Source organism: Janthinobacterium sp. SUN137, from assembly GCF_030587265.1.
GTDB lineage: Bacteria > Pseudomonadota > Gammaproteobacteria > Burkholderiales > Burkholderiaceae_D > Janthinobacterium > Janthinobacterium kumbetense.
In genome coordinates this window covers 690,220-716,173 of sequence record NZ_JAPWHZ010000003.1, presented here as the reverse complement: position 1 = coordinate 716,173, position 25,954 = coordinate 690,220, and the positions used below count along the sequence as shown (strand labels likewise).

Sequence of the window (25,954 nt, the reverse complement as noted above, 5' to 3'; positions counted from 1 at the left end):
TTTCTGCGCCCGGGGGGTATAGCTCAGCTGGGAGAGCGCTTGCATGGCATGCAAGAGGTCAGCGGTTCGATCCCGCTTACCTCCACCAACAGCGCAGAAACAGGTAGTAAATGGTAATGAATAAATCAAAGTCGCCTTGAGCGGCTTTTTTTATTTCCGAAGCATTTGTTGTTATGCCTTTCGGGGAAGTATGGTTTAACTGTTGGGGTGTTTGTATGGCAGGCAAGAGGCGAGTGTTCGATCCCGCTTGCGTTTGCCAATGGGGTGGAAATGGAAATACATCAAAGTCGCCTCGGGCGGCTTTTTTTGTACCTATTGGTTGCATGGGTATAACTGACAGTGATTTGCGGAGTGGTTACATTTGGCAGGCGGCTTGATTTCATCATGCCCGCGGATAAAAAATGGACCATTACACTGAGGAGACAGGATGCACCGCGTATTTGCCAGTTTTTTTCTTGCTGCCGTTATTCACCTTCCTGCGCACGCGGAGGCGCCGCCTGCGGCGAAATTCGATCCCGGTGCGCTGAAGTTGCAAAAGGGGCCGTTCAATGACGTGCTGGTGCTCGGTTCGCCCCATTTGGCGCAATTGCCAACATCGATTGATCCGTCTCAATTGAGCTTGCTCAACGAGCGCCTGGCGGGCTGGCGGCCGGATGCGATCGCGATCGAGGCGCTTTCCGGCTTGCAATGCGCTTACTTGCGAGCCTATCCGCAGCGCTATGACGATACGGTGAAAGCGTATTGCTATGACACTTCCGCCGCGCGGGCCGCCACGGGACTCGATGTGGTGGCGGCCACGGCGCAGGCGGAACGTTTGCTGGCCGCCTGGCCGGCGGCGCCGTCCGCCGCCCAGCGGCGTGCATTGGCTTCCCTGTTCCTGGCCGGTGGCGAGCGTGCATCGGCGCTGGTGCAATGGCTGCGCCTGCCCGCGGATGAGCGGCGCGCCGGTGACGGCGTGAGCGAGCCCCTGGCCGCGAACCTCAATTCCCTGCTGGGGCAGCGCAACGAGAGCTATCAGATCGCTGCCGTGCTGGCGGCGAAGGGCGGGCACGAGCGGGTGCATGGCATGGATGACCATACGTCCGATATGCCTGTCGGCGATGAAAAGGCGTATGCCAAGGCGATCAGGGCGGCCTGGAATAATTCCTTTTCGGCCGAGCGCAAGCGCATCCATGCCGGGTTTGAGGAGCAATGGAATACGCCTGCCGGTGTGCTGGCGATCTACCGCGCGTATAACGGACGCGTAGAAGCGGACCTGGCCTTCCGCGGCGATTTTGGCGCGGCGCTGGAAGAGCCGTCGCCGCAGCGTTATGGCCGCAACTACGTGGCATCCTGGGAGGTGCGCAACTTGCGCATGGCGTCGAATATCCGCGAAATCATGGCGGCGCGCCCGGGCATGCGCGTGCTGGTCATCGTCGGCGCATCCCACAAGGGCTACCTGGAGGCGTATCTGAGTCAGATGCATGACGTGCGCATCGCCAATGCGGACGATATCTTGCGTTAAGGAATGCTTTTGCCGCGCCAGGTGGTTGGCGCGGTTTTCCCTGCGTGCCTGGCGTGCCACTGCTTTCCATATTTTCCTGCCATCATCCTGTCTCCATAGGGGGGCGATGATACAAATAAGGTGGAAAAAAGAAGGCCGGCAGTTGATTTCGTGAATCGCTTCGTGTTAAACTTCGCGCACGCTTTTTTGAGGGGCTAAGCAAAGCCTTCAACGAAGAGTCCGCTGAGAGTAAAGCCAGCACAGGTCCCCATCGTCTAGAGGCCTAGGACATCACCCTTTCACGGTGAGTACAGGGGTTCGAATCCCCTTGGGGACGCCAGGATTTAGTTGTAAAGTAAGAGTGCAGTGCTGAATGGGCCTGACAAGTCAGGCTTTTTTTGTTTCTGCAATATTGCTGCAGTACCGGGTCAGGATGCAAATAGTGCATTCAGGACAGATTTCTGTCCCCATCGTCTAGAGGCCTAGGACATCACCCTTTCACGGTGAGTACAGGGGTTCGAATCCCCTTGGGGACGCCAGATTCGCAAGCAGTAACAGGTCGGGATGCGGAATAGTGCATTCAGGACAGATTTTCTGTCCCCATCGTCTAGAGGCCTAGGACATCACCCTTTCACGGTGAGTACAGGGGTTCGAATCCCCTTGGGGACGCCAGACCGGCTGAATCAGCCAACAAAAAAGCCGCCTGGTAACAGTGCGGCTTTTTTGTTATGGGCTGCCATATCACGTTTTTTTCTTCCCCTTTGAATATGCCATTAGCTACCGATCGCGCGCCAACCTTGGCCATCTTCTGCAAAGTCGTCGACAACTACGGCGATATCGGCATTTGCTGGCGCCTGGCGCGGCAGTTGAGCGGCGAGCATGGCGTGGCCGTCACCCTGTGGGTCGATGATTTGCCGAGCTTCCGGCGCATCTGCCCGGAAATCGACGTGACGGCGCCAGTGCAGCAGGCCGGCGGCGTCACGGTGCGCCACTGGCGCGATCAGGAGGGAGAGTTCGCCCCCGCCGACATCGCCGACATCGTCATCGAATTCTTTGCCTGCGACATTCCGCCCGGCTATATCGCCGCCATGGCGCAATGCGCGCCGCATCCCGTGTGGCTGAACCTGGAAGGCTTGACGGCGGAAGAGTGGGTCGAGGGTTGCCACGCGCTGACGTCGCCGCGCCACGGCATGATCAAGCATTTCTTCTTTCCCGGCTTCACAAACAAGACGGGCGGCCTGTTGCGCGAAGCGGCGCTGGACGAGAAAAGGTTGGCGTTCCAGGCCGATGCGGGCGCCATGGCGGCATTCCTCGGGCAATTCGGCGTGACGGCGGCGGAAATGTCCGCCCTGAAGGTGTCGCTGTTCTGCTACCCGTCCGCGCCGGTCGCTGGGCTGTTTGCGGCCTGGCAGGCGGGCAGCGAGCCCGTGACGTGCCTGGTGCCGGAAGGCGTCGCGTTCGATGCCGTTCAGGCGTTTATCGGCGACGATGCGGCGCTGGCCGGTGCGGCGCGCAGGCGCGGCGCGCTCACCGTGCGGGTGTTGCCGTTCGTGCCGCAAGACGATTACGACCGCCTGCTGTGGGCTTGCGACGTCAATCTCGTGCGCGGCGAGGATTCCTTCGTGCGCGCCCAATGGGCTGGCCTGCCGTTTCTCTGGCATATCTATCTGCAGGATGAAAATTTGCATCACGTGAAATTGCGCGCCTTCCTGCAGCGCTATGCGGCCGATGCGGACGGCGCCATCGACAGCCTGGTGCAGGCGGCGTTGGCCTGGAATGGCGCCAGCGCGGATGCCTTGCCATGGGCGCAGCTGTGGCCCGCTCTGCAAGCCGACCTGCCGCGCATCCGGGCGCGCGCGCAGGCCTGGCAGCGGCAGATGCAGGCCAATGGCGATCTGGCAAGTAACCTGCTGGCGTTCGCTGGCGCGACGAGATAGGCGCTTGCCAAAAATTAAGGTAAAATGCCCGGTTATTTCTAACGTATTTTTAACCGATCAAACGCAAGCTTGCGGCGCCGATGGCGCACAGGCGGCAGATGGTCTTCATGCAACCCACTTTTTACGTACATTCCTATGAAACCCGCAAAAGAAATTCGTGTTGGCAATATCATCATGGTCGACAGCAAGCCAATGATCGTGTTGCGTTCTGATGTCAACGGTTCGAGCCGCACGGGCTTCACCTACAAATGGAAGATGAAAAATCTTCTGACGAACACCCCGATGGAAAACGTGTTCCGCGGCGACGACAAGTTTGACGTTGTTGTTCTGGATAAAAAGCCAGTGACGTATTCGTACTTCGCCGACCCGCTGTTCGTGTTCATGGACACCGAGTACAACCAGTACGAAATCGAAGAAGAAAACCTGGGCGAAGCGCTGAACTACCTGAAAGATGGCATGGAATGCGAAGCCATTTTCTACGACGGCAAAGCTATCTCCGTTGAACTGCCTACGACCATCGCCCGTCAAGTGGTGTACTCGGAGCCAGCGGTCAAGGGCAATACTTCGGGCAACGTCCTGAAAGAAGCCAAGATCGAAAACGCCATCGACGCACACCGCCACACCGTGCAAGTGCCGCTGTTCGTGGCACAGGACGACGTCATCGAAATCGACACCCGTACCAACGAATACAAGCGTGTCGTACGCAACTGATAGATTCTTGCACTGCGCTGCGCGCATGGCCCGGCAGATGCCGGTCTGGTTTGTCTCAGTGCTGGATCACCAAGAAACGCTGCCTTCGGGCGGCGTTTTTTTTGCTTAAAAAATAATTCCCTTCAACAACAATTGTGTTGCAAGGACTGCTATGCTATGGCTACAACATTATTGCGGTAGAAACATTGAAGTTTCCTGGAGATAGCATGCAGCGCAGTCAGATGTTACGCAGTGGCGCGTCCCGGGGCGTGGCGCGTCCCGTATTGGCCCGTGCCACGGCGCCCGCCAGCCCCATGGCCCATCTGCTCGATGCGGGCGTGTTGCCGCAACAGCAGATGATGCAGGCAGGCAAACTCAGTTCCCATGCGCTGACGTCGCAGTACCTAGGGCGTATCCGTTCCCTGTGCAGCATCGGCGCGCGCGCCTATCCCGGCATTGAAATCAACCCCGATGCGCTGAAAATCGCCCTGGAAATGGACCGCGAACGGCAGGTGCACAAGGTGCGCGGTCCCTTGCACGGCATTCCCGTCGTCTTGCGCGACAATATCGCCACGGGCGACCGCATGAAGACGCGCACGCAGGCGCCTCTGGCCACGCATGCCAGCTGCGATTCCTTTGTGGCGGCGCGCTTGCGCGCGGCCGGCGCCGTCATTATCGGCAAAAGCAATTTGCGCCAATGGGCCGCCGTCAGCGTGCCGCATGCCAGTGCCAGCTGGGCCGGGCTGACCATCCTCGCCGTCGACAGCGCGGCGGACGGTTCCATCGTCGCGCCGGCTTCAAACTGCGGCCTGGTCGCCATCAAACCCACGGGCAGGACTGCCGCGGGGCAGGGCGGCGAGCCAGCCACGGCCGGACCGATGGCGCCCAGCGTGCGCGAGGCGGCCTGGCTGCTCGCGGCCCTGAGCGGCGAGCGCCTGGCCGATGGCGTGGTGTTGGATGCCGCCGGCTTGCATGGGCGCCGCATCGGCGTGGCGCGCAGCCTGTTCGGCCTGTGCGCCGGGACCGATGCCGTGATCGGGCAGGCGCTGCTGGCGTTGCGCGAGCAGGGCGCGGAATTGATCGAGATGCCGCCCGCACCTGAACCCGGCGGCATCGAAGCGCTGCTGGGCTCGCACAGCCTCGATGCGCTGGTGGGGCCCACCTGCCATGGCGTAGCGCAGGCGCCGTCGGCCTTGCCGCAAATTACGGTGCCGGCCGGCGTGGCCGGGGGCTTGCCGGTCGGCTTGTCCTTCATCGGCCCTGCGCACGGCGACATGCAACTCATTGCGATGGCGTATGCCTATGAGCAGGCGACTTTGCACCGGCGCACGCCCGCGTTGCCGTCGAGCATTACCCTGGCGTTGCGCCTGCCATGATGATTCTTTTCGTTTTCTTTCGGTAAACTATGCTTGCAACCTTGCTGCTGACTGCGGCCGTGACGGCCATTCCGACTCCTTTTGATGCCGCGCAATTGTCTGGCAGCTGGTCCGACAGCGTCAATACGAATAGCGTTTGCGAAGAAGCGCGGCACTTTACGCGCATGCAGCTGTCTGACGATCATCAGCGGCTGGCGATCTTCAGCGACCGGACATGGAAAAGCAAGCTGGGGGAAACCAACCGCTTTGCCGCGACGGTGGTGGCGGAAACGGAGCACAGCCTGACTTTGCGCTATGACAATGAAACCCGCCTCAATGCCGCTGGCAAGCTGGTGGAGTGGCAGTTGATCATCGTCGCGCCCGGCGTGTACCGCTGGCGCGAGACGGGATGGGCGGAAGGCAAGGTCAACGGGGTCGTCGGTATCCGCTGTTCTCCCTGAGACGGGCGCGCAAGCATGCCATTCTGCTATGCTGCCCGCATTACTGTATGCTTTTAGGAGATTGCATGTCCGCACGTTTGTTCCTGCCCCTGTTCCTGGGCGCCGCCGTGGCGCTGGCCACCTTGCCGGCGCACGCGCGTACGCCGCAACTGTCGCTGATCGAGCAGGCGCAAAGCTGCGACGGCGGCCACACCTGCCCGTACTTCCCCGACGTCTACAAGGCGGACTACGCCTTTCGCAAGGCCTTCAATATCGGCCTGAAGAAGGCTGGCCTGAAGCGGCAGCGCTGGGTGCCGAATGGTGTGGCGAGCCCGCTCAAGCCCGTCGAGATCGACGGCAAGGCGCGTCTGCTGAGCAGTGTCTGCGAGCCGCACAATTGCGGCCACCGCTACTCCATCCTGTACGACCCGGCCGAGCGCAGCATGACGGGCGTGTATATCGGCAGCGATGGCAAGGGCGGCTCGCGCACCGTCTACTTCGGCGAACCCAGCATCGCCGAAGCCGATATGTTGTTCAAGAACTGATGCACGCGCCACTGCGCATTTCCAGCGAACGCGGCGAGCTGGACGTGGCCATGATCCACCGCTATCTGAGCGAGCAGTCGTACTGGAAGCGAGGCGTGGCGCTGGAAACGGTGCGCAAGGGCATCGCCAACGCGCTGTGTTTCGGCGGTTATGTGGATGGCCAGCAAGTGGCCTTCGCCCGGGTCATCACCGATTACACGGATTTTGCCTACTTGCGCGACGTGTTTGTGCTGCCGCAATACCAGGGGCGCGGCTATGGCAAGCAGATCGTGGCCGCCGCGCTCGGGGATGCGCGTGTGCGCGATGTCGTCTGGATGCTGGGCACCGATGACGCGCATGGCCTGTATGCGAGCTTTGGTTTTGCGCCACTGGAGGCGCCACACAAGTACATGCGCCGTCCTGTGGCGTGAGAATTATCAAAACAACCTTTAGGTGTCAAGAGAACTATTAACATTATTGTACGCAATAGTGTTGCATTGATAATGACATCATGTCATTATGCGCGCTCTGCAGCTTACGCAGCGGTGCGTTGCTGGTGCTGTGCTTTGCCGTCGCTACCTGGCGGGGCAAAGGTGGTGAGCGGTCCGATTGGTCGTCCCTGGCACGTTTTCTCGTCACTTTAAAGGAATACATCATGAAACAATATGGCGCCGAATTTCTCGGCACGTTCTGGCTGGTCTTCGGCGGTTGCGGCAGCGCCGTGCTGGCCGCCGCCTTTCCCGGCCTGGGCATCGGCTTTGCCGGCGTAGCGCTGGCCTTTGGCCTGACGGTGCTGACCATGGCTTACGCCATCGGCCACATCTCGGGCTGCCACCTGAATCCTGCCGTCTCGATCGGCCTGTGGGCCGGCGGCCGCTTCCCCGCCAATCAACTGTTGCCATACATCATTGCGCAAGTGCTGGGCGCCATCGTGGCCGGCGGCGTGCTGTACGTGATCGCCAGCGGCCAGGCCGGTTTCGATGTCAGCAAGGGCTTTGCCTCGAACGGCTTCGGCGCCCATTCGCCGGGCGGCTATTCGATGCTGTCGGCGCTGGTCATTGAAATCGTGCTGACGATGTTCTTCCTGATCGTCATCCTGGGCGCCACCGACAAGCGCGCACCGGCCGGCTTCGCCCCGTTGCCGATCGGCCTGGCGCTGACCCTGATCCACCTGATCAGCATTCCCGTCACGAACACCTCCGTCAACCCGGCCCGCAGCACGGGCGTGGCCCTGTACGTGGGCGACTGGGCCACCAGCCAGCTGTGGCTGTTCTGGCTGGCACCCATCATCGGCGCCTTGCTGGGCGCGCTGGCCTACCGCTTGATTGCCGGCGAAAAAGAATCGGCTTGAACATGTAAAAAAAGCAGCCCGCGGGCTGCTTTTTCGTTTAGTCGGCGGCGCGCCACTCGCTCAGGTAATGCTGCGGCGTGCGGCCCAGGATGCGGCGGAACATGGCGCTGAAGGCGCTGGGGCTGGCGTAGCCCAGCGCATAGGCGATGGCCGCCACGCCTTCGCCCCGGTCCAAGCGGCAGAAGGCCTCAGCCAGGTGGACTTGCTGCAGCCATTGGCGGTAGTGCAAGCCCGTTTCCTTGGGGAATAAGCGGATCAAGGTGCGGGCACTGGCGCCCGCGTCCTGCGCCCAGTCCTCGATGCTGCGCCGGCTGCCGGGCGCGCTCATGATGGCCGAACAGACGGCCACCAGGCGCCGGTCGCGCGGCCAGGGGATGGCGATGGGCACGGTATCGGCCGCCGTCAGTTCCGACAGGATCAAATGCGCCAGCCAGTCGCCGCGGCCCGCCAGCGCATATTCGATCGGTTCGGCCAGCAAGGCCAGGATCAGCTCGCGCAACAGCCGGCTCACTTCCAGCACCTTGCAATCGGCGCCATACGGGGCCGCCACCTGCGCGTCGATGTACACGGTGCGCATGCTCAGTTCGCTCAAGATGTGGACTTCATGCACCACGCCCACGGGGATCAGCAAGGCGCGCCGCGGCGGCAGGATCCACACGCCGTGCTCGGTGGAGACGCGCATCACGCCTTCCGTCGCATACAGCAGCTGCGCCCGCACGTGGCTGTGCGGCGCCGTATAGTCGCCCGCCGCATATTGCCTGGACATGGCCGTCACGGGGCGCGGCACGTGCTGGTAGTCGTGCGAGCTGGTGCTGCGGCTGAACGGCACGCCATCGGGATGGGTCTGGGCGGGTTGCTGGGTGTACATGTGGGGCGCGGGCTTGTCTCTTGGTTGTCACTTGGGCGACGATTATTGGAAGTTATCAGTTCAGTGACCATACTATACTGGCTTCTTTGCCGGGCCGCCCGCCGTGCCCGATTATTGCGGATGAGACATGCACACAACCACACCTGCCCCAGCATTGGCCACGCCTGTGCCGGCGGCGCCCTCGCTTCCTAGTTCCCAACAACAATCCGGTCTGGCCATGCACATCCTGGGCGCCGTCGCCTTCGTGCATTTGCTCAATGACTTGATCCAGGCATTACTGCCGTCGATTTATCCGATGCTGAAAGCCGAGTTTTCACTCAGCTTTACCCAGGTCGGCCTTATAACCCTGACGTTCCAGTGCACGGCATCGTTGCTGCAGCCCTGGATCGGCTTGTACACGGACCGTCGTCCGCTGCCGTTCCTGTTGCCTGTCGGCATGTGTTTTACCCTGGCCGGCGTGCTGATGCTGTCCATCGTCTCGACCTTCCCGACCCTGTTGATCGCGTCGGGCCTGATCGGCGTCGGTTCGTCGACTTTCCACCCGGAAGCGTCGCGCGTGGCCCGCATGGCGTCGGGCGGACGCTACGGCTTTGCCCAGTCGCTGTTCCAGGTGGGCGGCAACGTCGGCTCCGCCCTGGGTCCGTTGCTGGCGGCCGCCGTCATCGTGAATCGCGGGCAGGGCAATATCGCCTGGTTCAGCTTGCTGGCCGTGCTGGCCATCGGCGTGCTGTACAAGGTCAGCCACTGGTATAGCGGCCACCTGGCCAGCTTCAAGCCGAAGGCGGGCGGCCATGGACCGAACTTGTCGCGCAACAAGGTGATGGGTGCCCTGGGCGTGCTGGCCTTGCTGGTGTTCTCGAAATACATCTACATGGCCAGCCTGTCGAGCTATTACACGTTTTATTTGATCGACAAGTTCCACCTGTCGATCGGCGCGGCGCAACTGTACCTGTTCCTCTTCCTCGCCGCCGTGGCGGCCGGCACCTTCATGGGCGGTCCCATCGGCGACCGCATCGGCCGCAAGCGCGTGATCTGGATTTCCATCCTGGGCGCCGCGCCATTTACCCTGCTGCTGCCGTATGTCGACCTGTTCTGGACGGCTGTATTGACGGTGATCATCGGTTTCGTCATTTCTTCCGCGTTTTCCGCCATCGTTGTGTTTGCGCAAGAACTGGTGCCGGGCAAGGTGGGCATGATCGCGGGGATCTTCTTTGGCCTGATGTTCGGCGTCTCCGGCATCGCCGCGGCCGCCATGGGCCACCTGGCCGACGTATCGGGCATCGCCTATGTGTATAAAATCTGCTCCTACCTGCCGCTGCTTGGCATCTTGACGGTGCTGCTGCCGCATATCGAGCAGGCGAAAAAATAAGACAGTGGCGCCGGCGGGCTTGACGGCCAGCCGGCCCGCATGCGATATTCTCTTCATGATTTCTTCCATCTTCCATCCAGTCCTTGCATACCGCCGCGCCGCCGCTGCGCTGTGTCCGTGTACCTGGCTTCGTGAGGATGCGGCCCGGCGCCGTTAAATTTTTACTCCTCATTCCGATGGCCACAGTGTTGAAAAACCTGTGGCCATTTTCTTTTTCCGCAGCGTTCACGAGAGTCCCGCATGACACTACACCTGTACGACACCTATAGCCGCAGCCTGCGCCCCTTCGACCCTCTCGCCCCGGGCCAGGCGGGCCTGTATGCCTGCGGTCCCACCGTCTATGACTACGCGCACATCGGCAACCTGCGCACCTATCTGTTTGTCGACGGCTTGCGCCGTGCGCTCGAATTCAACGGTTTGCAGGTGCGCCACGTGATGAACATCACGGACGTGGGCCATCTGACGTCGGATGCGGACAGCGGCGACGACAAGGTCGAGGCCCGCAGCGCCCGCAGCGGCAAGTCCGCCTGGGATATCGCCGCCGAATTCACCCGCGCGTTCGAGGGTGATCTGCGCCAGTTGAATATCCTGCCTCCCACCGTCTGGTGCCGCGCCACCGACCACATTGCGGAGCAGATCGCATTCATCCTCGACCTGGAAGCGAAGGGTTATACCTACCGCACGGACGACGGCATCTATTTCGATACGATGCGCCAGGACAGCTATGGGAAACTGGCACGCCTGAACCGCGACGGCCTGCAGGCAGGGAAGAGGGTAGACCTGGGCGAGAAGCGCGATATCTGCGACTTTGCGCTGTGGAAGTTCAGCGGCGTGCCGGGCCAGCGCCAGATGGAATGGGACAGTCCCTGGGGCCTGGGTTTCCCTGGCTGGCATATCGAATGCTCGGCCATGGCGGAAAAACACCTGGGTGCGTATTTCGACATCCATTGCGGCGGCGAAGACCACGTGGCCGTCCACCACAGCAACGAGATCGCGCAAACGGAAGCGCGCCATGGCACGCGCCTGGCCAACTTCTGGCTGCATGGCGCTTTCCTGAAAACGCAGGACGCGAAGATGTCGAAATCCTCGGGTGACTTTTTACGTTTGCACAGCCTGGTGGAGCAGGGCGTCGATCCGCTGGCCTACCGCTACCTGTGCCTGGGTGCCCACTACCGCAGCAGCCTCAATTTCACGGACGACGCCCTGCGCGCCGCTGCCAGCGGCCTGGCGCGTCTGCGCGTGGCCGTGCATGGCCTGGGTGCTGCGGACGGCGAGGCCGATCCTGCATGGCATGAGCGCTTCATGAGCTGCGTCAACGACGACCTGAACTACCCGCGCGCGCTGGCCGTGGCCTGGGAGCTGCTGAAAAGCGGGCTGCCCGACGGCGTGAAAAAGGCGACGATGGCCCGCTTCGATACGGCCCTGGGACTCGATCTGCTGGCCTGGCAGCCGGCGCTGGTGGAAATGCCGCAGCAGGTGCAGGCGTGGATGGCGGAACGGGCTGCCGCCCGCCTGGAGCGCCAGTGGGCCGAGGCGGACCGCTTGCGCGCACTGGCGCGCGCGGCCGGCTTTGAGATCGACGATACGCCGCAGGGGCAACAGGCGCGGCCTTTGTGAAGATGTCCTGCATAATGGCCGCCTGATGAAACTGGAGATGCCGTGAAGCGTCGTTTGCTGCTATTGAGTTTTTGCCTTGCCTTGTCTAACTCCGTCCAGGCGGCCAGCGCCTGCCCCGGTTTTCCCGCGCTGGCTACATCGAGTGAGGCGTTGCTGGCGCAAGTGCGCGCACTGCCGCCCGTCGGCGTCGACCGCGAACGGCAGGCGTGTGCGCCGGCGACCGTCATCGATTTCGCCTACAGCGGCGGAGTGCTGTGCAGTTTTGGCGGTGAGGTGGAGGCGGCGACGGCCGCCGTCACGCGCCTGGCTGACGGCGGCGAACTGGTCGAATACCTGTATCTGTTCCCGTATGCGCCGGCCTCGCACGCGCGCTTGCTGGCGCTGCTGGCCGCGCGTTTTAATCAAGTCGACAAGGCGGCCTGGCCCGGCTTCCTGCAAGGTGCGACGCCTGGCAAGGAAACCACGGCCCTGTTCACGCACGGCGGCTTTTATATCTCGTTGGGCAAGCCCACCGAAGGCGATCCGGCCGAATGGTATTCGAATGTGATCTTTGAAAAGGTGGATAAATCTGCGCTGGGCGTGCGTAAAGTGTGCCAGGAGGAGCGCGATGCTTGAAGCAGGTGCCTTTCCGGCGGCATTGGCCGGCACTGTGGCGCAGCTGCTGCCCGCGCTGGGGAGTAGCCAGGCACACCCGCCATTTGCCGTATGCCAGGATGGCGAGGCCTTGCTGATCCCGACGCGCACGTATTACGACCGCCAGCGATTGCTGGCCTGTACGCGGCTGCCCGGCGACGCGGGCGTGATCGCCCTGTGCCTGGGCACGCGCCACCACGATGGCCATCTGCGCGAAACGTGTTTAAAACTGCTGTTGCTGCAGGAGCGGGCGTGGACAGTGCCGTTCGTCGTGCACCTGTGCGGTGAATACGTGCTGGAGATCGTCGAGAGAATCGGGGCGGCGCTGCCGGCCTGGAATGCGCAGGCGCTGGCGCGCTACCTGCGGGAGAACCCCGCGTATGTGGATACGCTGCAGCGGCGCGCCGTCAGTTACTGGAGCTGTTACTACCGCGAGCAATACCCCGTGTGGAAGGATTATCCGGGGTGCAGGGCCATGGCGGCCCTGCGGGCATTACAGCGGCTTACGCCTCGATAAAGCGCATCTTGAAGCTGCGGCCCTTGATGTTGCCGAAGTCGCGGCCCAGGGAGTTACCGGCGTTGAGGCGCTTGAAGGCCGCTTCGGCCACCTTGCGGTCGAGCGCCACGTAGGTCATGAACTCGAACACGTTGATCTTGCCCACTTGCTCCTTGGTGAGGCCCGCGTCGCCCGTCAGCGCACCCAGCAGGTCGCCCGGACGCAGCTTGTCCTTCTTGCCGCCCATGATGCACAGGGTGACCATCGGCGCCGGCAGCGCTTCCATCCCGTCATCTTCCGCCAGTTCCTTCAGGTCGTGCCATTCGGCGGCGCTGTTCTGGTATTGCTCGATCAGCTTGACCCATTTTTTCTCGTTCGGCGCGCACAGAGACAGGGCCAGGCCCTTCTTGCTGCCGCGGCCCGTGCGGCCGATGCGGTGGATGTGCACCTCCGTGTCCTTCGACACGTCGACGTTGATCACGGCGCCCAGGTCGGAAATATCGAGGCCGCGCGCGGCCACGTCGGTGGCCACCAGCACGGAGCAGCTGCGGTTGGCGAACAGCACGAGGATTTCATCGCGCTCGCGCTGTTCCAGCTCGCCGTACAGTGCCAGCGCGGAAAAGCCCTGCTGGCGCAGTTCTTCGGCCAGTTCGCGGCAATGCACCTTGGTGTTGCAGAAGGCCAGCGTCGATTCCGGCTTGAAGTGCTTCAACAGCTTGCCGACGGCGCTATTGCGTTCGTCGAAGCCGATTTCATAGAAGCGCTGCTCGATCTTGTCGTTGTCGTGCTGCGCTTCGACCGTCACTTCCAGCGGATTGACGAGGAACGACGCCGTGGCGCGGCGGATGTCTTCCGGATACGTGGCCGAGAACAGCAAGGTCTGGCGGCGTACAGGGCAGGCGCTGACGATGCCGGCGATTTCCTCGTAAAAGCCCATGTCCGTCATGCGGTCCGCTTCATCGAGCACCAGCGTCTGCACGTGATTCAGGTTGATGGTGCCGCGGCCCAGGTGGTCGCGCAGGCGGCCCGGCGTGCCGACGACGATGTGTGCGCCGTGTTCCAGCGAAGCGATTTGCGGACGCATCGGCGCGCCGCCCGTCAGGGTCAGGATCTTGATGTTGCCGGCCGCTCGGGCCAGGCGGCGCAATTCATTGGCCACCTGGTCGGCCAGTTCGCGCGTCGGGCACAGCACCAGGCCTTGCACGGCAAACCAGGCCGGATTGAGCTTGTGCAGGATGCCGATGCCGAAGGCGGCCGTCTTGCCGCTGCCTGTTTTCGCCTGGGCGATCAGGTCGCGGCCATCGAGCACCGCCGGCAGGCATTGCGCCTGGATGGTGGTCATCTCGTGGTAGCCGAGCGAATCCAGGTTGGCCAAAAAGGCGGGCGTCAGCGGCAGGCTGGCAAAGGAAGTGGTGGTGTCGGTGGTGGTGTTCATAGGGGCGGAGCCGGTAAAAAGCGGGTGGATGGGCACAGTCTACAGGCGTTCTACGCCCTTGTGCGGATGGTGGTGTGGAAGCCGGCGGCAAACGGCCGCCGGCATGGAGTGTTAATTGTCGGGCGCCCAGATGGGCAAGCCGGTCAGATCGAGGCCGGCGTCGCGCGTCCACACGGGCAGGCCCGTGGCATCGGTCGGCTCCAGCAATTCGAGCTGCACCTGCTTCAAGGCCACCTTGCGCGCACGCGCGCGGCGCTGCGGTTCCGGCGCCGGCTCTGGCGCCTCGGGCGCTGGCGGCGGGCCGAAGCCGGGCAAGTCGATGGTGGCGTTGTCTTTTTTATCTCTCATTTGCTAACCTCTGTCCCTGGCTTGCGATGGCCAGGGGGCGGGCAAGGTGCTACCCGCCTATGTCTATACGCTTTAACTTCATCCACAAAACAAAAGCCCGGCTACTGGAGTCGGGCTCATTGTTGGGATAACCTGCAGGAAAACTTGTCCTGCGGATTTAAGTGCGGCACGCAGTGTATCACAGGCGTGCCGCACTGTGTGGGGCTTAGCGGAAGCTCAGCGCACCCGTCAAGTCGCCTGGCGGCAGCGCGCCGCGTGACGCGAACGCGTCATTACGCACCTTCAGGCCTTCGAGCAGCGGCAAGTCGTGCAGGCGCGTGATCAGGCGCAGGATCGACGTCGTGTCATAAAAACTGTGATCGACGGCGCCTTTCTTCGCGTAGGGCGAGACGACGATGGCGGGAATGCGCGTGCCCGGCCCCCAGCGGTCGCCCTTCGGCGGCGCCACGTGATCCCACCAGCCGCCGTTTTCGTCAAACGTGATCACCACGATCATGTCTTTCCACTGCGGCGATTCCTTCAGATGCTGGATGACGTTGGCCACGTGCTGGTCGCCCGATTCGATGTCCGAGTAACCGGCGTGCAGGTTCAGATTGCCCTGCGGCTTGTAGAAGGTCACAGCCGGCAGCTTGCCCGCCACGGCCGCGGCGAGGAATTTGTTCGAAATCGGGCTGTCGCCCGTGCCGCCGTCGCGCAGGTGCTCCGCGCGCGCGGCCGTGCCGGGAGCGAACTGCTTGAAATAGTTCAGCGGCTGGTGGTGGAACTGGAAATTCGGCTTGCTGCCGCCGCCCTTGTGGTCGAGCGCCGCTTGCCAGCCGCCGCCATACCACGCCCAGCTGACGCCCTTGCGCGACAGCAGGTCGCCGATGGTGTCGTAGGTTTGCGGCGGCAGCGTATTCGCGTCGGCCGGGTCGGCATGCAGCGGGTCGCCGTCGAAGGCCGGGCGGATGTAGCTCGGTTGATATGGCGGCGCCATGGTGTTGACGGCATAGCCATCCGGCGTGAGGGCGCCGTCGTTGACGTATTTCGGCTTGCCGTCCAGCGCCGAGGCGGGGCAGTCGGGCGAGATCGCCAGGCGCACGCCTTGCGGGCCGTCAGACAGCACGGCGATCTTTTTCTTCGCCGCCGTCTCGGAAGCATTGAAATACTCGTTGGCGCGGCCCGTGACGAGGAACTGGTGGTTCATGTAGGAGCCGCCGAAGGCCGCCATGAAGAAGTTGTCGCACAAGGTGTACTGTTCGGCGATCTGCCACAGGTTCAGGTTTTTCGACGTTTCGCCGTAGTGGCCCATCACCAGGCCGCCGCTGTCGGCCCACGCGGCAAAGCCGTCGTTCTTGCCGCCGTTGATCTGCATCTGATTGTTATAGAAACGGTGCACGAGGTCGCGCGTGATGATGCTCTCGGGCAGGGGCTTGCCGGCCGCGTCGCTCAATTTGTAGGGCGCGTTGGGCAGGCCGGAAATCTGGTCTTCCTTGATCAGGTAATCGATGCCGCCGATATTCTGCTGGTTCGGCACCAGGCCGCCCCAGATCTTCGGCAGGGTGGCCAGCGGCTTGCCGTCGCGGTCCAGCTGCTGCGCCTGTTCCGCCGTGACGGCGGACAGGGGCGCGCTGGTGCCGGGGAAGTTGGCGAACAGGTTGTTGAAACTGCGGTTTTCCAGGTAGATCACGACCACGTTCTTGACGTGCGCCTTGAGTTTCGCGTCGAGCGAACCCTGGGCGATGGTCTTCCTGGCTGGCGCGGCGTCGGCCAGCGCGGGCAGGCTGGCGGCCAGGCCGACTGCGGAAGCAGCCTGGAAAATGCGCCGGCGCGAGGGATTGGCGGGTTGGTCGGCCGGATCGGCTGGCAGGGCGGGGGCGAGGTCCTTCACACATTCTCCTTGGGTGTCATTCGTTTGCTGGTGCGCGAAAATTGTATCACCGTGGCATGGCAAATGTGAAATTTCACGGCTGCCTGGAGGGCGACGTTGCCGCATGGCGCTGGCCGTTCGTCCTGCGCCAGGCTAAATAATCCATCCGTGTCGCATGGATTCAAGCCTGCCTGGCCTGCGCATGAAAAGATGGGGCATCCGAATGGCGATGGTCGCCATTCTCGTGGCGCGACGTCCGGCGTCATTGCATGGACGTCTGCGCGCACCCATACACGCAGGGAGGCGCTCATGTGGCTGGTCTTGAAGTTATTGCTGTTTATCTTTTTTGTCCTGCCGTTTGCCTTCGGCTTGACGCTCATTTTTTTACCCTATTCCATTCCCGTTCTCCTGTGCCTAGTGTGGTGGTGGCGGTCGCGTGTGCGCGCGGAGCGCGCGCGGGACAAAGTCGTCAGCGTCGGGGGGATAGCGGGGCGGACGTGGGTCCTGGAATCGGCGCGCTTCACGATGGAGCTCGATTATGCCAGCGCCCAGCTGCGCATCCGGTCCAAGGGCAAGCGCTCCTACGTTACCTCGGGAGCCAAACGTCAGGTGCGGCGTGGCGCTTTCGACGTGTTCTTGCCTGCTGAAAACATTTTCATTTATGCATCTGAGAATATGGTAGAGCATTACCTGACGAAATGGAAACCTTCAGTTGAAATCACCGATCGCGGCTTCGAGCATGTGATCGTGGATATGCCGGACGGGGTGCATACGCAGGGAACCGGGAATTCTGATTTGACAATCACGTCACCCATATTTTCGGGACATACATTGGCTGGACGGCGCTTGCGCGACAGCGAGGCACAGGGACCGTTTTCGGCCATCTTTCTCCGCATGCCGCTCGCCACGGCCGTGTGTGTCAAGGAAGAGTGGCAAAAGGCCCGTGCGCGGCTGCAGGAGCTGCAGCGCCAGCGCCCGGCGGCGCCAGGCCAGGCATCGACGGGCATATAGAACATTTTAATGTTTCCAAAAATACCATTTAGTGATGTTTTCATTGTATTATGGCAACTAACGAACGCGGTATCGTGATGCAGGCCTGACCGGGCAGACAGATGCCTGCGGCCCCATCACCGAAGCTACAGGATGCCAGGAATGTCGAACTCGCTTGCGTATCACGTGGTTGTCCATGCACTGGAAGGGCGGGCCGGCTGGACGCCCATGGCGCGCTTCGCTTCGGCCGTCTCGCACGTGATCCAGGGACATTTGCCTTATCAGCGCTACCATGCCGCCGGCATGGCCAGGAGTCCCAAAGGATCGGCGCCAGGCGTCATCGAACGCCTGGTGAATGACTTCCTGGCGACGGACATCAATCCCAGCTATCTGCTGCTCTCCTCATTCCGGCGCGAAGCCGACGTGTTCGTCGCGTTCAATGCCTATAACCAGTCTGCGAACCTGGGCGTGCAGACCAGTCTTGGCGGGCAAGGGGCCGGCAATGTGGCGCGCGGCGCGGCGCGCGCTTCCCGCGTGGCCGCCAGCGACCCCGATAGCTGCCGCCATGGCACCCTTGCCATCATCGACACCATGCTGGCGACCACGCGCGCCAATGCGGCTGCGCCGGACGGCGCACCAAAGCGCAGCCTGGGTGCGCTTGCCCTGTTGCTGGGCATCGAATCGTCGACGGCGGCGGAAGTGGCGTTCGTCTTTGAAAACGAAGGCCACTTCCCTATCGGCCAGCTTGCCGGCAGACTGGGTTGCCATCAGCGCACGCTGGAACGCCGATTGCGCGAAGTGGGCATGACGGCGGAGGCGTTGCGCCAGGCCGCGCGCCTCGTGCGTGCCGCGCATCGGCTGCCGTCCGCCGATAGCCTGACGATGATCGCCGCCGACGAGGGGTTTTCCGATCTTGCCCACATGACGCGCGCCTTTCAGGCCGCGGCAGGCATGCCTCCCAGCTTGATCCGCAAGCTGGGCAAGGGTCAGAACTGATAGCGCACGGTCAAAGCCACCTTGCGCGCCGGGCCATGCATGCCCGACAACCACCAGTCCGACACGGAAGCCGTGTACTGCTTGTCGAACAGGTTGGCCACGTTGACGGTGGCCGACAGCTTGTTGCTGACGTCGTAGCGCGCCATCAGGCTGGCCACCGAGTACGCCTTCTGTTCCCAATGCAGGGTGCGCTCGACCTGCCACGCATCGATGTCGGAATACACGCGGCTTTGCCAGTTCACGCCGCCGCCCACCGTCAGGCGCTTGAATTCGCCGGGCAGGCGGTAAGTGGTCCACAGTTTCACCAGGTGGCGCGGGAAGGTGGTCAGGATGGTCTTGCCCGTATTGTCTTCCGTCTGGCTGTACGACCACGAGGCCGAGATGTTCCAGTCCGGCGTCAGTGCGCCCGTCGCTTCCAGATCCACGCCCTGGGTCCTGGCGCCTTTGATGGCGCGGTTGGCGGAAATCTTTGTGCCAGGCACGTAATAACCCGGATCCGATTCGGCCAGGTTGCTCTGGCGGATCTGGTACAGCGCGGCAGCCGTGTTCAGGCGGCCATCGAGCCAGCCGCTCTTGACGCCCGCTTCCAGGGTCTTGCCTTCGCGCGGCGCCAGCAGCTTGCCATAGCGGTCCTGCGATGCTTGCGGCTGATAGATGGTGGAATAACTGGCGTAGGCGCTGTGCGTGCCGTCGATGTCGAACACAAGGCCGCCATATGGCGTGAAGACGCGGCTCTCCGAGGCTGGCGATGTACTGTAAAACGGGTCGGAAGGCACGCCAAAAATGTAATTCTCGCTGTAGCGCAGCACCTTGGCGCCAGCGATCAGTTTCAGGCGCTCGGAGAGATTGAGGCGCGTGGCGGCATACGCGCTGGCCTGGCGGCGCGTGCTGTCGTAGGGAATGCTGGTGCTGCCAAACACGGGCGTCGCCGTGCGATTCCAGCGGTACAGGTTGACAGGCGTGCGCTCGATGCCATTGTCGAAACGTGCATCCGTCGTGCTTTGAAATTCGTTGTAGTCCATGCCCAGCACCAGTTCGTGCTGGCGGCCGAATGCGCTGAACGGTCCGCGCACGTTGACGTCCACGCTGTTGACCTGGAGCTGGTAGTCGCGGTAGTCGGCGTTCAGGCGCAGGCCATCGCCCGTGGTCTGGTCGGGCAAGCCGCCGCTGACGTTCAGGTAAACGGAGCGCTCTTCCTGCGACGACTGCACGCGGTTGGCCGAGATTTTCAGCTTCCAGTCGTTCGCCAGCGCGTGTTCCACAGTGGCGAAGACGTCGGTCGAATTGGTGTCGAAGCGATTCGACGTGGCCGCCGGGCTGAAGGAGCGGGGCAGGTTCGTCATGCTGCCATTGCTGTAGAACAGGGGAAAGCCCAGGTAGGACAGGGATCCGTTCGAGCGCTTGCGCTGGTGCGTGACGCCGGCCGTCAGTTTCGTGTCGCTTGAGATGTCCGCCTCGAGCACGCCGTAGACCACTTTCTTGTCGCGGCTGTAGCCGTCGACGATGCTGTCGCCTTCCTCGTACACCGTCACGAGGCGGCCGCGCACCGTGCCCGCGTCGTTGAGCGGGCCGGCAACGTCGGCCATGGCGCGCCGCTCATCGTGGGAACCCAGCTCGCCCTCGACGGAGGCCTGGAATTGCGCCGTCGGCTTCTTGCGCACCATGTTGATGGCGCCCGAGGCATCGCCCGCGCCCGTCATCAGGCCCGAGGCGCCGCGCAGCACTTCGATGCGGTCGTACAGCGCCATGTCGGCCAGGCTTTGCGACGGTATCGCATCGAGGCCCAGGTTTTCCGAATGCGTGCTGACGCCATCGAGCTGGTAATTGGTGATCGAGTAGCCGCGCGAAGTAAAGCCCGTGCGTTCGCTGCCCAGCGAGAACAGGGTGATGCCCGGCGTTTGCGCCATCACTTGCGCGATCGTGCTCAAGCCCTGGTCCTGCATGCGCTGCTGCGTGATGACGCTGACCGACTGCGGCGTTTCCCGGATCGACAGGCCCAGCGGCGTCGCGGTGGCGATCGGCAGGGTGGAGACATACGCGCCCGAGCCTTCGGTGGCATCCTGCTGCGCCTTGACCGACACTTCCGGCATCATCGACAGCGCTTCGCCACCCGCCGCGGCATCGGCCGGGCGCAGCACATAGCTGCCGTTGGCGCTGCGCTCGGCCTTCAGGCCCGTGCCGCGCAGCACGCCGTTCAGGGCGGCCAGCACGTCGTGGCGGCCGCTCAAGCCGGCCGACGTCTTGCCGCGCGTCTGCTCCGGCGTGAAGCTGAGGATGACCCGCGACTGGCTGGCGACCTGGCGCAGCGCCGTCGCCAGGTCGCCGGCCGGTACCTGGAAGTCGAGGCTGGCCGCTGGCGCTGTTGCGCTTTCCTGCGCCAGGGCTGGCGCCTGGGCGTTCAGCAGCAGGGCCGAACCGAAGAAGACGAGTTGGATGGCATACGCCATGCGCTTGATGCGCGGCTTGGAGTGAATGGCAAGAGACATGGTTACCTTGTGGTGTAGTCGTCAAAAAGGACGTTGCCTACACAGGTCACGCGAGAAGCGAAAGCGGGTACCTTTTTTTTGCGTCGGCCTCAAAATAAATGGTCAGCGCTGCTGGCGCGCTTCCACCTGCACCCAGTAGCGCGTGCGCAGGCGCACGTCCACCGGCAGGGAGTCGGGCAGCGACAGCAGCACGGCGTCCAGGTCGGCCAGCGGGAAGACGCCGGAAATGCGCAGGCCGGCGACGGCGTCGTCGCAGCCCAGCAAGCCGTGGCGGTAGCGGCTCAGTTCATGCAGGAAGTCGCGCAGCGGCATGGCGTCGGCCAGCAGCAAGCCCTGGCGCCAGGCCCAGATGTCGGGCGAAACGGCGTGCGCGGGCAAGACCTGCTGCGCCGTCATGCCGCCGCCCTGGCCAGCGCGGAGGAGCAGATTGCCATCGCCCTGGCGCGGCAGCAGCCGGACGGCGCCTTCTTCGACGGCGACCTCGGTGCTGCCGTCCGCCTGGCGCACTGAGTAGCGCGTGCCCAGCGCCTGCGCGCGGCCGTGCGTCGTTTCGACGAGGAAGGGGCGGTAGGGCATGTCCGTTTCGCGGGCGGTGGCGATGAAGACTTCGCCCTGCACCAGTTGCAGCAGGCGCTGCGTGCCAGTGTAGCGGATGTTGACGGCGCTGCCGCTGTTCAGGTGCAAGCGGGTGCCGTCGGGCAGGGTCAGCTCGCGGCGTTCGCCCACGCCGGTGGACAGGTCGGCCAGTGCGGCGCGGGCAAAGTCGGGCGCGTATTCCGAGCGCGCGCCGAACCAGCCCGTGAGGCCGATGGTCGATGCCCACGCCAGCAACCGCAGGCTGCTGCGCCGCGAGACCGGGAGCGCGTTGGGACGTTGCAGCAGCGCCTTGCGGCTGGCCTGTGCATCGAGTTCCCGCAGGCCGCCGCTGACGCTTTCGATGTGTTTCCACGCGCGTTCGTGGTCGGGATGCGCCTGGCGCCACTGCTGCCAGGCCGTTTTTTCCGCCGGCGTGGTGGCACCGCTCATCAGGGTGGCCAGCCATTCTGCCGCCTGCATGGCGATGTCCAGGTCGATGGGCTGGCCCTGGGCGTAGACGGTGGCGCCGCGCATGTCAGGGGCCGGCAAAATCGGGCACGGCAAAAAAGCACAGCAGGTTGGCCTTGCTCAGGTATTTTTTGACGGAATGCGTGGTGGTATCCAGTTCGGCGGCGATCTCGGCATAGGTCATGCCGTCCAGGTGGGCCAGCAGGAAGGCGGCCCTGGCCTTGGCGGAAAGCTGGTCCAGCGCGCGGTCGACCAGTTGCAGCGATTCGAGCAGGAGGGACATCGCTTCCGGCGACGGCGTGCAGGCTTGCGGCTGGTGCAGCAGGGCGTCGAGGTAGGCCTGTTCGAGCGCTTCGCGCCGGCAGTGGTTGGCCAGCAGGCGCTTGGCGATGGTGGCCAGGAAAGGGCGCGGCTGCGCGATCCCGGCACTGCTGCGCGCAACGAAGATCTTCAGGAAGGTATCCTGCGCCAGGTCGCCCGCCAGCCCCGCATCGTGCAGGCGGCGCTTCAGCCAATGCAGCAGCCAGGAGTGGTGCTCGGCATACAGAGACTGGAAATCGGACGGCGGGGAAGGGGCGGACAGCATGCGTACGGGGTGGCTTAATCTAAATGAGAATTGTTCTCATAATAACGTAGCGGCGCCCGCCAGGCAATCGGGAAAACGCGGCGTTGCTGAAATGCGACTGCCCTCCAAGTCGTGTGCGGCGGTGGATTTGCGCCCGCGCACGGCAGATGTAAAAGTTTCCTTGGCGCAAGCTTTCATGTGAGAAAATGCGGGCTGTCGATGTGGTGCGGAGCGAAAAATGATGTGGATGGTTGGCGGTGCCCTGGTTCTCCTGGTCGCCCGATTCTTATGGTTGGCCTTTTTCCACCGGGTCAACGCGATGTCGCGCCAGGCGGAACTGATGAACTGGCTCGACATCGGCCGGGTGTCGAATGCCGATGGCGGCAAGGATATACTGTTGGCGAGAAATGAGCGCGGCGCCCGGATCGACTGGCGCACGGGCGAGGTCTGGCTGATGAATCCCAAGGTGGCGGAGCCGTTTGCCGATTTCCTCGCCGTCGAGCGCTGGCTGACCCTGCGCGACATGCCGCCAGCGGACAAGCCGGCCGCAGCCGCGCCTGCGCCAGTGGAGCCGGAACCCGAAGCGGCGCCGGACGCCGGCCCCGTGCGCGATACCTTGCCGGCCTTCCAGCAAAAGGTCGATGCGTGCCTGGCCAAGGCGGAAGGCGGCCAGGAATTACTGGAAACGAAGCAGGCGTTCGAGGCGGGCAGCGAGCCTTACCTCGAAGCGTCGACGGAATTGAGCAAGGCCGCGCTGGAACTGGAAGTGTCGCCGGCGATGGTGGCCACGTTTCATATCAGCGCCTTTGCCGCGCTGGCCGAAACGGCGGGAGCCGACAAGCTGGAGCGGGTGGCGGCCAGCCTGCATGCGGCGGCCAGGCAGATCAGGGCCAGCGTCGCCGTATAAAGGCGGCCAGGAATGAAAAAACCGCTGAATCCCTTGCAGGAATCAGCGGTTTTCAAATATTGGTTGCGGGGACAGGATTTGAACCTGTGACCTTCGGGTTATGAGCCCGACGAGCTGCCAGACTGCTCCACCCCGCAGGCGAATTATAACCGAGTTTGTTGCATTGCGAAAGAGCGGAGCGCAACCGGGGGCATTTGGCTTGCATGGGGGGCATTGGCATACCGCGCCGCAATAGAAAAAGCCGCTGGTCCCTTTGCAGGAATCAGCGGCTTTCATATATTGGTTGCGGGGACAGGATTTGAACCTGTGACCTTCGGGTTATGAGCCCGACGAGCTGCCAGACTGCTCCACCCCGCAGGCGAATTATAGCGGGGTTTGCTGCAATGCGCAATGGCCGGGTTTCAGACCCTCGATTATGCCGCCGCCAGGCGCCACAGCGACGTGACTTCCTGCGAGCGGGCCGCGTGCAGGCTGTCCGTCGCATCCTGTGCGCGCGGGTGCGTGGGTTTCACGTCCAGGCGGTCGACGACTTTCAAGCCCGCTTGCGCTATCCATTCGAGCAATTGCGCGCGCGGGCGCAGGCCCAGGTGCTCGGCCAGGTCGGACAAAATCAGCCAGCCTTCGCCGCTGGGCTCCAGGTGGTCGGCCAGGCTGGCGAGGAAACCGCGCAGCATGCGGCTGTCCGGATCGTAGACGGCATATTCGATCGGCGAGCTGGGACGGGCCGGCAGCCAGGGCGGATTGCACACGACCAGCGGCGCGCGGCCGGCGGGGAACAGGTCGGCCTGCACCACGTCGACCTTGCCCTGTAAATCGAGGCGGGCCAGGTTTTCGCGCGCGCAGGACAGGGCGCGCGGATCCTGGTCGGTGGCGACGATGCGTTCGATGCCGCGCTGCGCCAGCACGGCGGCCAGCACGCCCGTGCCCGTGCCGATATCGAAGGCCAGCTTGGCGCGCGCAGGCAGCGGCGCTTCTGCCACCAGGCCCACGTACTCGCCGCGGATGGGCGCGAACACGCCGTAATGCGGGTGGATGCGCTGGCCCAGGGCCGGCAGTTCCACGCCCGTGCGGCGCCATTCGTGCGCGCCGATCAGGCCCAGCAACTCGCGCAAGGAGGCGACGAACGGTTCTTCGCCGCGGCCATACGCTTCATTGCAAGCCAGTTTCACGTCCGGCGCGCGGCGCAGCGGAATCGTGTAGTCGGCGTCGAAAGGCAGCAGCAGCATCGCCAGGGTGCGGGCGCGCTGCGACTGGGCCTGGCGGTGCAAATGGAAGGCTTCCGTGGCGGATGGTTCCGGCTTGGCCAGCTTGGCGGCCTTGGCCTTCTTGCTTGGCTTGTCGTTCTTGTGGTCGGCGCGCCGCGCCAGCGCCTGCAGCAGCTGGCGCGCGTTCTGGAAGTCGCCGCGCCACAGCATGGCCGTGCCTTCGCAGGCCAGGCGGTAAGCCTGGTCGGCCGTCGTGCGGTCATCGGCGATGACGACGCGCTTGGGCGGAGGCATGCCGCTTTCCGAGCGCCAGCGGGCCGAATGCTCGGCGCCGTTTTCGCTCCAGTGGATCTGCGGATGAACGGTAGGTGAAGAAGTGTCGGACATGGGATTCAATCGATAGAAGGGGGCGCGCGGCATGGTCGCCTGCGCAGGCCGTCTTCCATTATACGTCGCCAGCCGTGCTGTTTGCCGTGTCGGTGCCATAGGCGAGGGCCAGCGCACGGGCGCGCGCCTGCTCTTCCGGCGTGGTTTCCACGGCTTTCCTGTCGACTTTGGCGGTCTCGGTGGCATGGTCCGGCTGCACCAGCTTGAGCAAACGCAAGCTCAGGCTGCCCGCCAGGTCGCCATCCTTGCCGCTGGCGCTGGTGCCATCGGACGTGGCCTGATGGAGATTGCTTTGCAATTGCTGGCCCAGCAGCTTGAACAGGTCATGCAGGTTGCCGCCGAAGTGCGTGGCGGGCAACTCCCTGGCGGGCAGGCTGGCGTCATCGGCGGAGCTGGCTTCTTCGTCTGCTTCTTCGTCTGCTTTTTGCGTTTGCTCAAGGACGCCCGCGCTGATGTTCGATTGATATTGCACTTCCACTTCGAAGTCGAAGGTCTGGCCATCGGCCGTCGTGATCTTGCCCTTGCCGATGAAATGCGCGTTTTCATCGAGGCTGAAGGCGGCTGCGCGGCTGCTGCCGTTGGCGCCCGAGACGCTGGCGCTGCCACTGCTGAAGCTGGAGCCGGCCTGCAAGTCGACGGAATCGAAGGCGACCGTGGTGCCGTCGCCGAACAGCTGGCGCGTCATGCTGGAGAGGAAATCCTGCGCCACGTCGACCGTGGCGTTGCCCAGCGCATCGGTCCGTTGCGACAATCCCTTGGCCGACAGGTCCAGGCCATTTTTCGACAGCGCCACCAAGTCTTGCGCCGTGCGCTGCATCAGGGGCGAAGCGGCCAGGCCGGACGCGCCGGCGCCCGCTTTTGGCGGCGCCTGTCCTGCCAGGGGATTGGCGGCGGGCTGGCGCGAGCCGGAAAGGAGGGCGGGGAGCTGGGACATGGTCGGTTCAAATGGGGAAGATAGGCGAATTAACGGCAATATCGC

The 25,954-nt window shown here is 63.4% G+C and carries 24 protein-coding genes and 6 tRNA genes; 19 read left to right on the top strand and 11 right to left on the bottom strand.

Annotation, left to right across the window (positions count from 1 at the left end):
- Positions 1 to 12: 12 nt before the first annotated feature.
- The 12 genes from O3298_RS18160 to aqpZ all read left to right on the top strand — a co-directional run bounded on the left by O3298_RS18160 (position 13) and on the right by aqpZ (position 7,780).
- Positions 13 to 88, top strand: a tRNA-Ala gene (locus O3298_RS18160).
- Positions 89 to 427: 339 nt separating this feature from the next.
- On the top strand, positions 428 to 1,504 hold the full coding sequence (locus O3298_RS18155) for a DUF5694 domain-containing protein (RefSeq protein ID WP_305060181.1): 1,077 nt from the start codon (positions 428 to 430) through the stop codon (positions 1,502 to 1,504).
- A gap of 243 nt (positions 1,505 to 1,747) precedes the next feature.
- Positions 1,748 to 1,823: transfer RNA gene (locus tag O3298_RS18150), tRNA-Glu, on the top strand.
- A gap of 123 nt (positions 1,824 to 1,946) precedes the next feature.
- Positions 1,947 to 2,022 (top strand) — tRNA-Glu (locus O3298_RS18145).
- 57 nt (positions 2,023 to 2,079) lie between these two features.
- A tRNA-Glu gene (locus O3298_RS18140) sits at positions 2,080 to 2,155 on the top strand.
- 95 nt (positions 2,156 to 2,250) lie between these two features.
- Positions 2,251 to 3,420, top strand: coding sequence for an elongation factor P maturation arginine rhamnosyltransferase EarP (gene earP / locus O3298_RS18135; protein ID WP_305060180.1), 1,170 nt, complete (start codon positions 2,251 to 2,253; stop codon positions 3,418 to 3,420).
- 135 nt (positions 3,421 to 3,555) lie between these two features.
- Positions 3,556 to 4,131, top strand: a complete 576-nt coding sequence (locus O3298_RS18130; RefSeq protein ID WP_034758247.1) for an elongation factor P — start codon at positions 3,556 to 3,558, stop codon at positions 4,129 to 4,131.
- Positions 4,132 to 4,337: 206 nt separating this feature from the next.
- Entirely contained in the window at positions 4,338 to 5,486 is a 1,149-nt protein-coding gene (locus tag O3298_RS18125; RefSeq protein WP_305060179.1) for an amidase family protein, read from the top strand.
- A 29-nt stretch (positions 5,487 to 5,515) separates the two neighbouring features.
- Positions 5,516 to 5,926: a hypothetical protein gene (locus O3298_RS18120; RefSeq protein ID WP_289906599.1), complete on the top strand. Its 411-nt coding sequence runs from the start codon at positions 5,516 to 5,518 to the stop codon at positions 5,924 to 5,926.
- 65 nt (positions 5,927 to 5,991) lie between these two features.
- The gene (locus O3298_RS18115; protein ID WP_180278591.1) at positions 5,992 to 6,450 is read left to right on the top strand and encodes an Ivy family c-type lysozyme inhibitor; all 459 of its coding nucleotides are present in this window, start codon (positions 5,992 to 5,994) and stop codon (positions 6,448 to 6,450) included.
- Complete coding sequence (locus tag O3298_RS18110) at positions 6,450 to 6,860, top strand: GNAT family N-acetyltransferase (RefSeq protein ID WP_305060178.1); 411 nt, start codon at positions 6,450 to 6,452, stop codon at positions 6,858 to 6,860. The genes O3298_RS18115 and O3298_RS18110 overlap by 1 nt, the downstream gene beginning before the upstream one ends.
- A gap of 224 nt (positions 6,861 to 7,084) precedes the next feature.
- Positions 7,085 to 7,780 (top strand): aquaporin Z, encoded by a 696-nt coding sequence (gene aqpZ, locus O3298_RS18105; protein WP_289899133.1) that lies wholly within the window; start codon positions 7,085 to 7,087, stop codon positions 7,778 to 7,780.
- Between the two features lie 37 nt (positions 7,781 to 7,817).
- Here the strand turns inward: aqpZ and O3298_RS18100 are convergent, their stop codons facing one another.
- Positions 7,818 to 8,648: a helix-turn-helix domain-containing protein gene (locus O3298_RS18100; RefSeq protein WP_099664735.1), complete on the bottom strand. Its 831-nt coding sequence runs from the start codon at positions 8,646 to 8,648 to the stop codon at positions 7,818 to 7,820.
- Positions 8,649 to 8,775: 127 nt separating this feature from the next.
- Between O3298_RS18100 and O3298_RS18095 the strand changes: the two genes are divergently transcribed.
- The 4 genes from O3298_RS18095 (at position 8,776) to O3298_RS18080 (ending at position 12,784) form a co-directional block, all read left to right on the top strand.
- Positions 8,776 to 10,017 carry an MFS transporter gene (locus O3298_RS18095; protein ID WP_099664734.1) on the top strand — a complete coding sequence of 414 codons (1,242 nt, stop codon included), beginning with the start codon at positions 8,776 to 8,778 and terminating at the stop codon, positions 10,015 to 10,017.
- A gap of 240 nt (positions 10,018 to 10,257) precedes the next feature.
- Positions 10,258 to 11,634 carry a cysteine--tRNA ligase gene (gene cysS / locus O3298_RS18090; protein WP_305060177.1) on the top strand — a complete coding sequence of 459 codons (1,377 nt, stop codon included), beginning with the start codon at positions 10,258 to 10,260 and terminating at the stop codon, positions 11,632 to 11,634.
- Positions 11,635 to 11,715: 81 nt separating this feature from the next.
- The gene (locus O3298_RS18085; RefSeq protein ID WP_305060176.1) at positions 11,716 to 12,249 is read left to right on the top strand and encodes a hypothetical protein; all 534 of its coding nucleotides are present in this window, start codon (positions 11,716 to 11,718) and stop codon (positions 12,247 to 12,249) included.
- Complete coding sequence (locus O3298_RS18080) at positions 12,242 to 12,784, top strand: hypothetical protein (protein WP_305060175.1); 543 nt, start codon at positions 12,242 to 12,244, stop codon at positions 12,782 to 12,784. Before O3298_RS18085 ends, O3298_RS18080 begins: the two co-directional genes overlap by 8 nt.
- Here O3298_RS18080 and dbpA read toward each other — a convergent pair.
- The 3 genes from dbpA to O3298_RS18065 all read right to left on the bottom strand — a co-directional run bounded on the left by dbpA (position 12,771) and on the right by O3298_RS18065 (position 16,416).
- A complete protein-coding gene (dbpA, locus tag O3298_RS18075; RefSeq protein WP_305060174.1) occupies positions 12,771 to 14,198 on the bottom strand; it encodes an ATP-dependent RNA helicase DbpA in 1,428 nt (475 codons plus the stop codon). The genes O3298_RS18080 and dbpA overlap by 14 nt on opposite strands.
- Before the next feature lie 111 nt (positions 14,199 to 14,309).
- The gene (locus tag O3298_RS18070; protein ID WP_077402076.1) at positions 14,310 to 14,546 is read right to left on the bottom strand and encodes a hypothetical protein; all 237 of its coding nucleotides are present in this window, start codon (positions 14,544 to 14,546) and stop codon (positions 14,310 to 14,312) included.
- A 205-nt stretch (positions 14,547 to 14,751) separates the two neighbouring features.
- A complete protein-coding gene (locus O3298_RS18065) occupies positions 14,752 to 16,416 on the bottom strand; it encodes an acid phosphatase (RefSeq protein ID WP_305060173.1) in 1,665 nt (554 codons plus the stop codon).
- Between the two features lie 288 nt (positions 16,417 to 16,704).
- Here O3298_RS18065 and O3298_RS18060 point away from each other — a divergent pair, with 288 nt between their 5' ends.
- Together O3298_RS18060 and O3298_RS18055 are read left to right on the top strand one after the other, a co-directional pair.
- Positions 16,705 to 17,406, top strand: a complete 702-nt coding sequence (locus tag O3298_RS18060; protein WP_305060172.1) for a hypothetical protein — start codon at positions 16,705 to 16,707, stop codon at positions 17,404 to 17,406.
- A 141-nt stretch (positions 17,407 to 17,547) separates the two neighbouring features.
- Positions 17,548 to 18,381, top strand: coding sequence for a helix-turn-helix domain-containing protein (locus O3298_RS18055; protein WP_289916062.1), 834 nt, complete (start codon positions 17,548 to 17,550; stop codon positions 18,379 to 18,381).
- On the opposite strand, the gene O3298_RS18050 is transcribed toward O3298_RS18055, so the two are convergent.
- The 3 genes from O3298_RS18050 to O3298_RS18040 all read right to left on the bottom strand — a co-directional run bounded on the left by O3298_RS18050 (position 18,372) and on the right by O3298_RS18040 (position 22,497).
- A complete protein-coding gene (locus O3298_RS18050) occupies positions 18,372 to 20,867 on the bottom strand; it encodes a TonB-dependent receptor (protein ID WP_305060171.1) in 2,496 nt (831 codons plus the stop codon). The genes O3298_RS18055 and O3298_RS18050 overlap by 10 nt on opposite strands.
- A 102-nt stretch (positions 20,868 to 20,969) precedes the next feature.
- Positions 20,970 to 21,977, bottom strand: a complete 1,008-nt coding sequence (locus tag O3298_RS18045; RefSeq protein WP_305060170.1) for a FecR domain-containing protein — start codon at positions 21,975 to 21,977, stop codon at positions 20,970 to 20,972.
- A 1-nt stretch (position 21,978) separates the two neighbouring features.
- Positions 21,979 to 22,497, bottom strand: a complete 519-nt coding sequence (locus O3298_RS18040; RefSeq protein WP_305060169.1) for a sigma-70 family RNA polymerase sigma factor — start codon at positions 22,495 to 22,497, stop codon at positions 21,979 to 21,981.
- A gap of 271 nt (positions 22,498 to 22,768) precedes the next feature.
- Between O3298_RS18040 and O3298_RS18035 the strand changes: the two genes are divergently transcribed.
- Complete coding sequence (locus O3298_RS18035; protein WP_305060168.1) at positions 22,769 to 23,383, top strand: hypothetical protein; 615 nt, start codon at positions 22,769 to 22,771, stop codon at positions 23,381 to 23,383.
- Between the two features lie 60 nt (positions 23,384 to 23,443).
- Here the strand turns inward: O3298_RS18035 and O3298_RS18030 are convergent.
- The 4 genes from O3298_RS18030 to O3298_RS18015 form a co-directional block, all read right to left on the bottom strand.
- A tRNA-Met gene (locus O3298_RS18030) sits at positions 23,444 to 23,520 on the bottom strand.
- Positions 23,521 to 23,663: 143 nt separating this feature from the next.
- Positions 23,664 to 23,740 (bottom strand) — tRNA-Met (locus O3298_RS18025).
- 56 nt (positions 23,741 to 23,796) lie between these two features.
- Positions 23,797 to 24,975, bottom strand: a complete 1,179-nt coding sequence (locus tag O3298_RS18020; protein WP_305060167.1) for a class I SAM-dependent methyltransferase — start codon at positions 24,973 to 24,975, stop codon at positions 23,797 to 23,799.
- 58 nt (positions 24,976 to 25,033) lie between these two features.
- On the bottom strand, positions 25,034 to 25,909 hold the full coding sequence (locus O3298_RS18015) for a hypothetical protein (protein WP_305060166.1): 876 nt from the start codon (positions 25,907 to 25,909) through the stop codon (positions 25,034 to 25,036).
- Between the last annotated feature and the right edge of the window lie 45 nt (positions 25,910 to 25,954).

Excerpts from the sequence above, each read along its gene's own strand:
- O3298_RS18155 (WP_305060181.1), top strand. The coding sequence starts at position 428 with ATGCACCGCGTATTTGCCAGTTTTTTTCTTGCTGCCGTTATTCACCTT.
- earP (WP_305060180.1), top strand. The coding sequence starts at position 2,251 with ATGCCATTAGCTACCGATCGCGCGCCAACCTTGGCCATCTTCTGCAAA.
- O3298_RS18130 (WP_034758247.1), top strand. The coding sequence starts at position 3,556 with ATGAAACCCGCAAAAGAAATTCGTGTTGGCAATATCATCATGGTCGAC.
- O3298_RS18125 (WP_305060179.1), top strand. The coding sequence starts at position 4,338 with ATGCAGCGCAGTCAGATGTTACGCAGTGGCGCGTCCCGGGGCGTGGCG.
- O3298_RS18120 (WP_289906599.1), top strand. The coding sequence starts at position 5,516 with ATGCTTGCAACCTTGCTGCTGACTGCGGCCGTGACGGCCATTCCGACT.
- O3298_RS18115 (WP_180278591.1), top strand. The coding sequence starts at position 5,992 with ATGTCCGCACGTTTGTTCCTGCCCCTGTTCCTGGGCGCCGCCGTGGCG.
- O3298_RS18110 (WP_305060178.1), top strand. The coding sequence starts at position 6,450 with ATGCACGCGCCACTGCGCATTTCCAGCGAACGCGGCGAGCTGGACGTG.
- aqpZ (WP_289899133.1), top strand. The coding sequence starts at position 7,085 with ATGAAACAATATGGCGCCGAATTTCTCGGCACGTTCTGGCTGGTCTTC.
- O3298_RS18100 (WP_099664735.1), bottom strand. The coding sequence starts at position 8,648 with ATGTACACCCAGCAACCCGCCCAGACCCATCCCGATGGCGTGCCGTTC.
- O3298_RS18095 (WP_099664734.1), top strand. The coding sequence starts at position 8,776 with ATGCACACAACCACACCTGCCCCAGCATTGGCCACGCCTGTGCCGGCG.
- cysS (WP_305060177.1), top strand. The coding sequence starts at position 10,258 with ATGACACTACACCTGTACGACACCTATAGCCGCAGCCTGCGCCCCTTC.
- O3298_RS18080 (WP_305060175.1), top strand. The coding sequence starts at position 12,242 with ATGCTTGAAGCAGGTGCCTTTCCGGCGGCATTGGCCGGCACTGTGGCG.
- dbpA (WP_305060174.1), bottom strand. The coding sequence starts at position 14,198 with ATGAACACCACCACCGACACCACCACTTCCTTTGCCAGCCTGCCGCTG.
- O3298_RS18070 (WP_077402076.1), bottom strand. The coding sequence starts at position 14,546 with ATGAGAGATAAAAAAGACAACGCCACCATCGACTTGCCCGGCTTCGGC.
- O3298_RS18060 (WP_305060172.1), top strand. The coding sequence starts at position 16,705 with ATGTGGCTGGTCTTGAAGTTATTGCTGTTTATCTTTTTTGTCCTGCCG.
- O3298_RS18055 (WP_289916062.1), top strand. The coding sequence starts at position 17,548 with ATGTCGAACTCGCTTGCGTATCACGTGGTTGTCCATGCACTGGAAGGG.
- O3298_RS18050 (WP_305060171.1), bottom strand. The coding sequence starts at position 20,867 with ATGTCTCTTGCCATTCACTCCAAGCCGCGCATCAAGCGCATGGCGTAT.
- O3298_RS18045 (WP_305060170.1), bottom strand. The coding sequence starts at position 21,977 with ATGCGCGGCGCCACCGTCTACGCCCAGGGCCAGCCCATCGACCTGGAC.
- O3298_RS18040 (WP_305060169.1), bottom strand. The coding sequence starts at position 22,497 with ATGCTGTCCGCCCCTTCCCCGCCGTCCGATTTCCAGTCTCTGTATGCC.
- O3298_RS18020 (WP_305060167.1), bottom strand. The coding sequence starts at position 24,975 with ATGTCCGACACTTCTTCACCTACCGTTCATCCGCAGATCCACTGGAGC.
- O3298_RS18015 (WP_305060166.1), bottom strand. The coding sequence starts at position 25,909 with ATGTCCCAGCTCCCCGCCCTCCTTTCCGGCTCGCGCCAGCCCGCCGCC.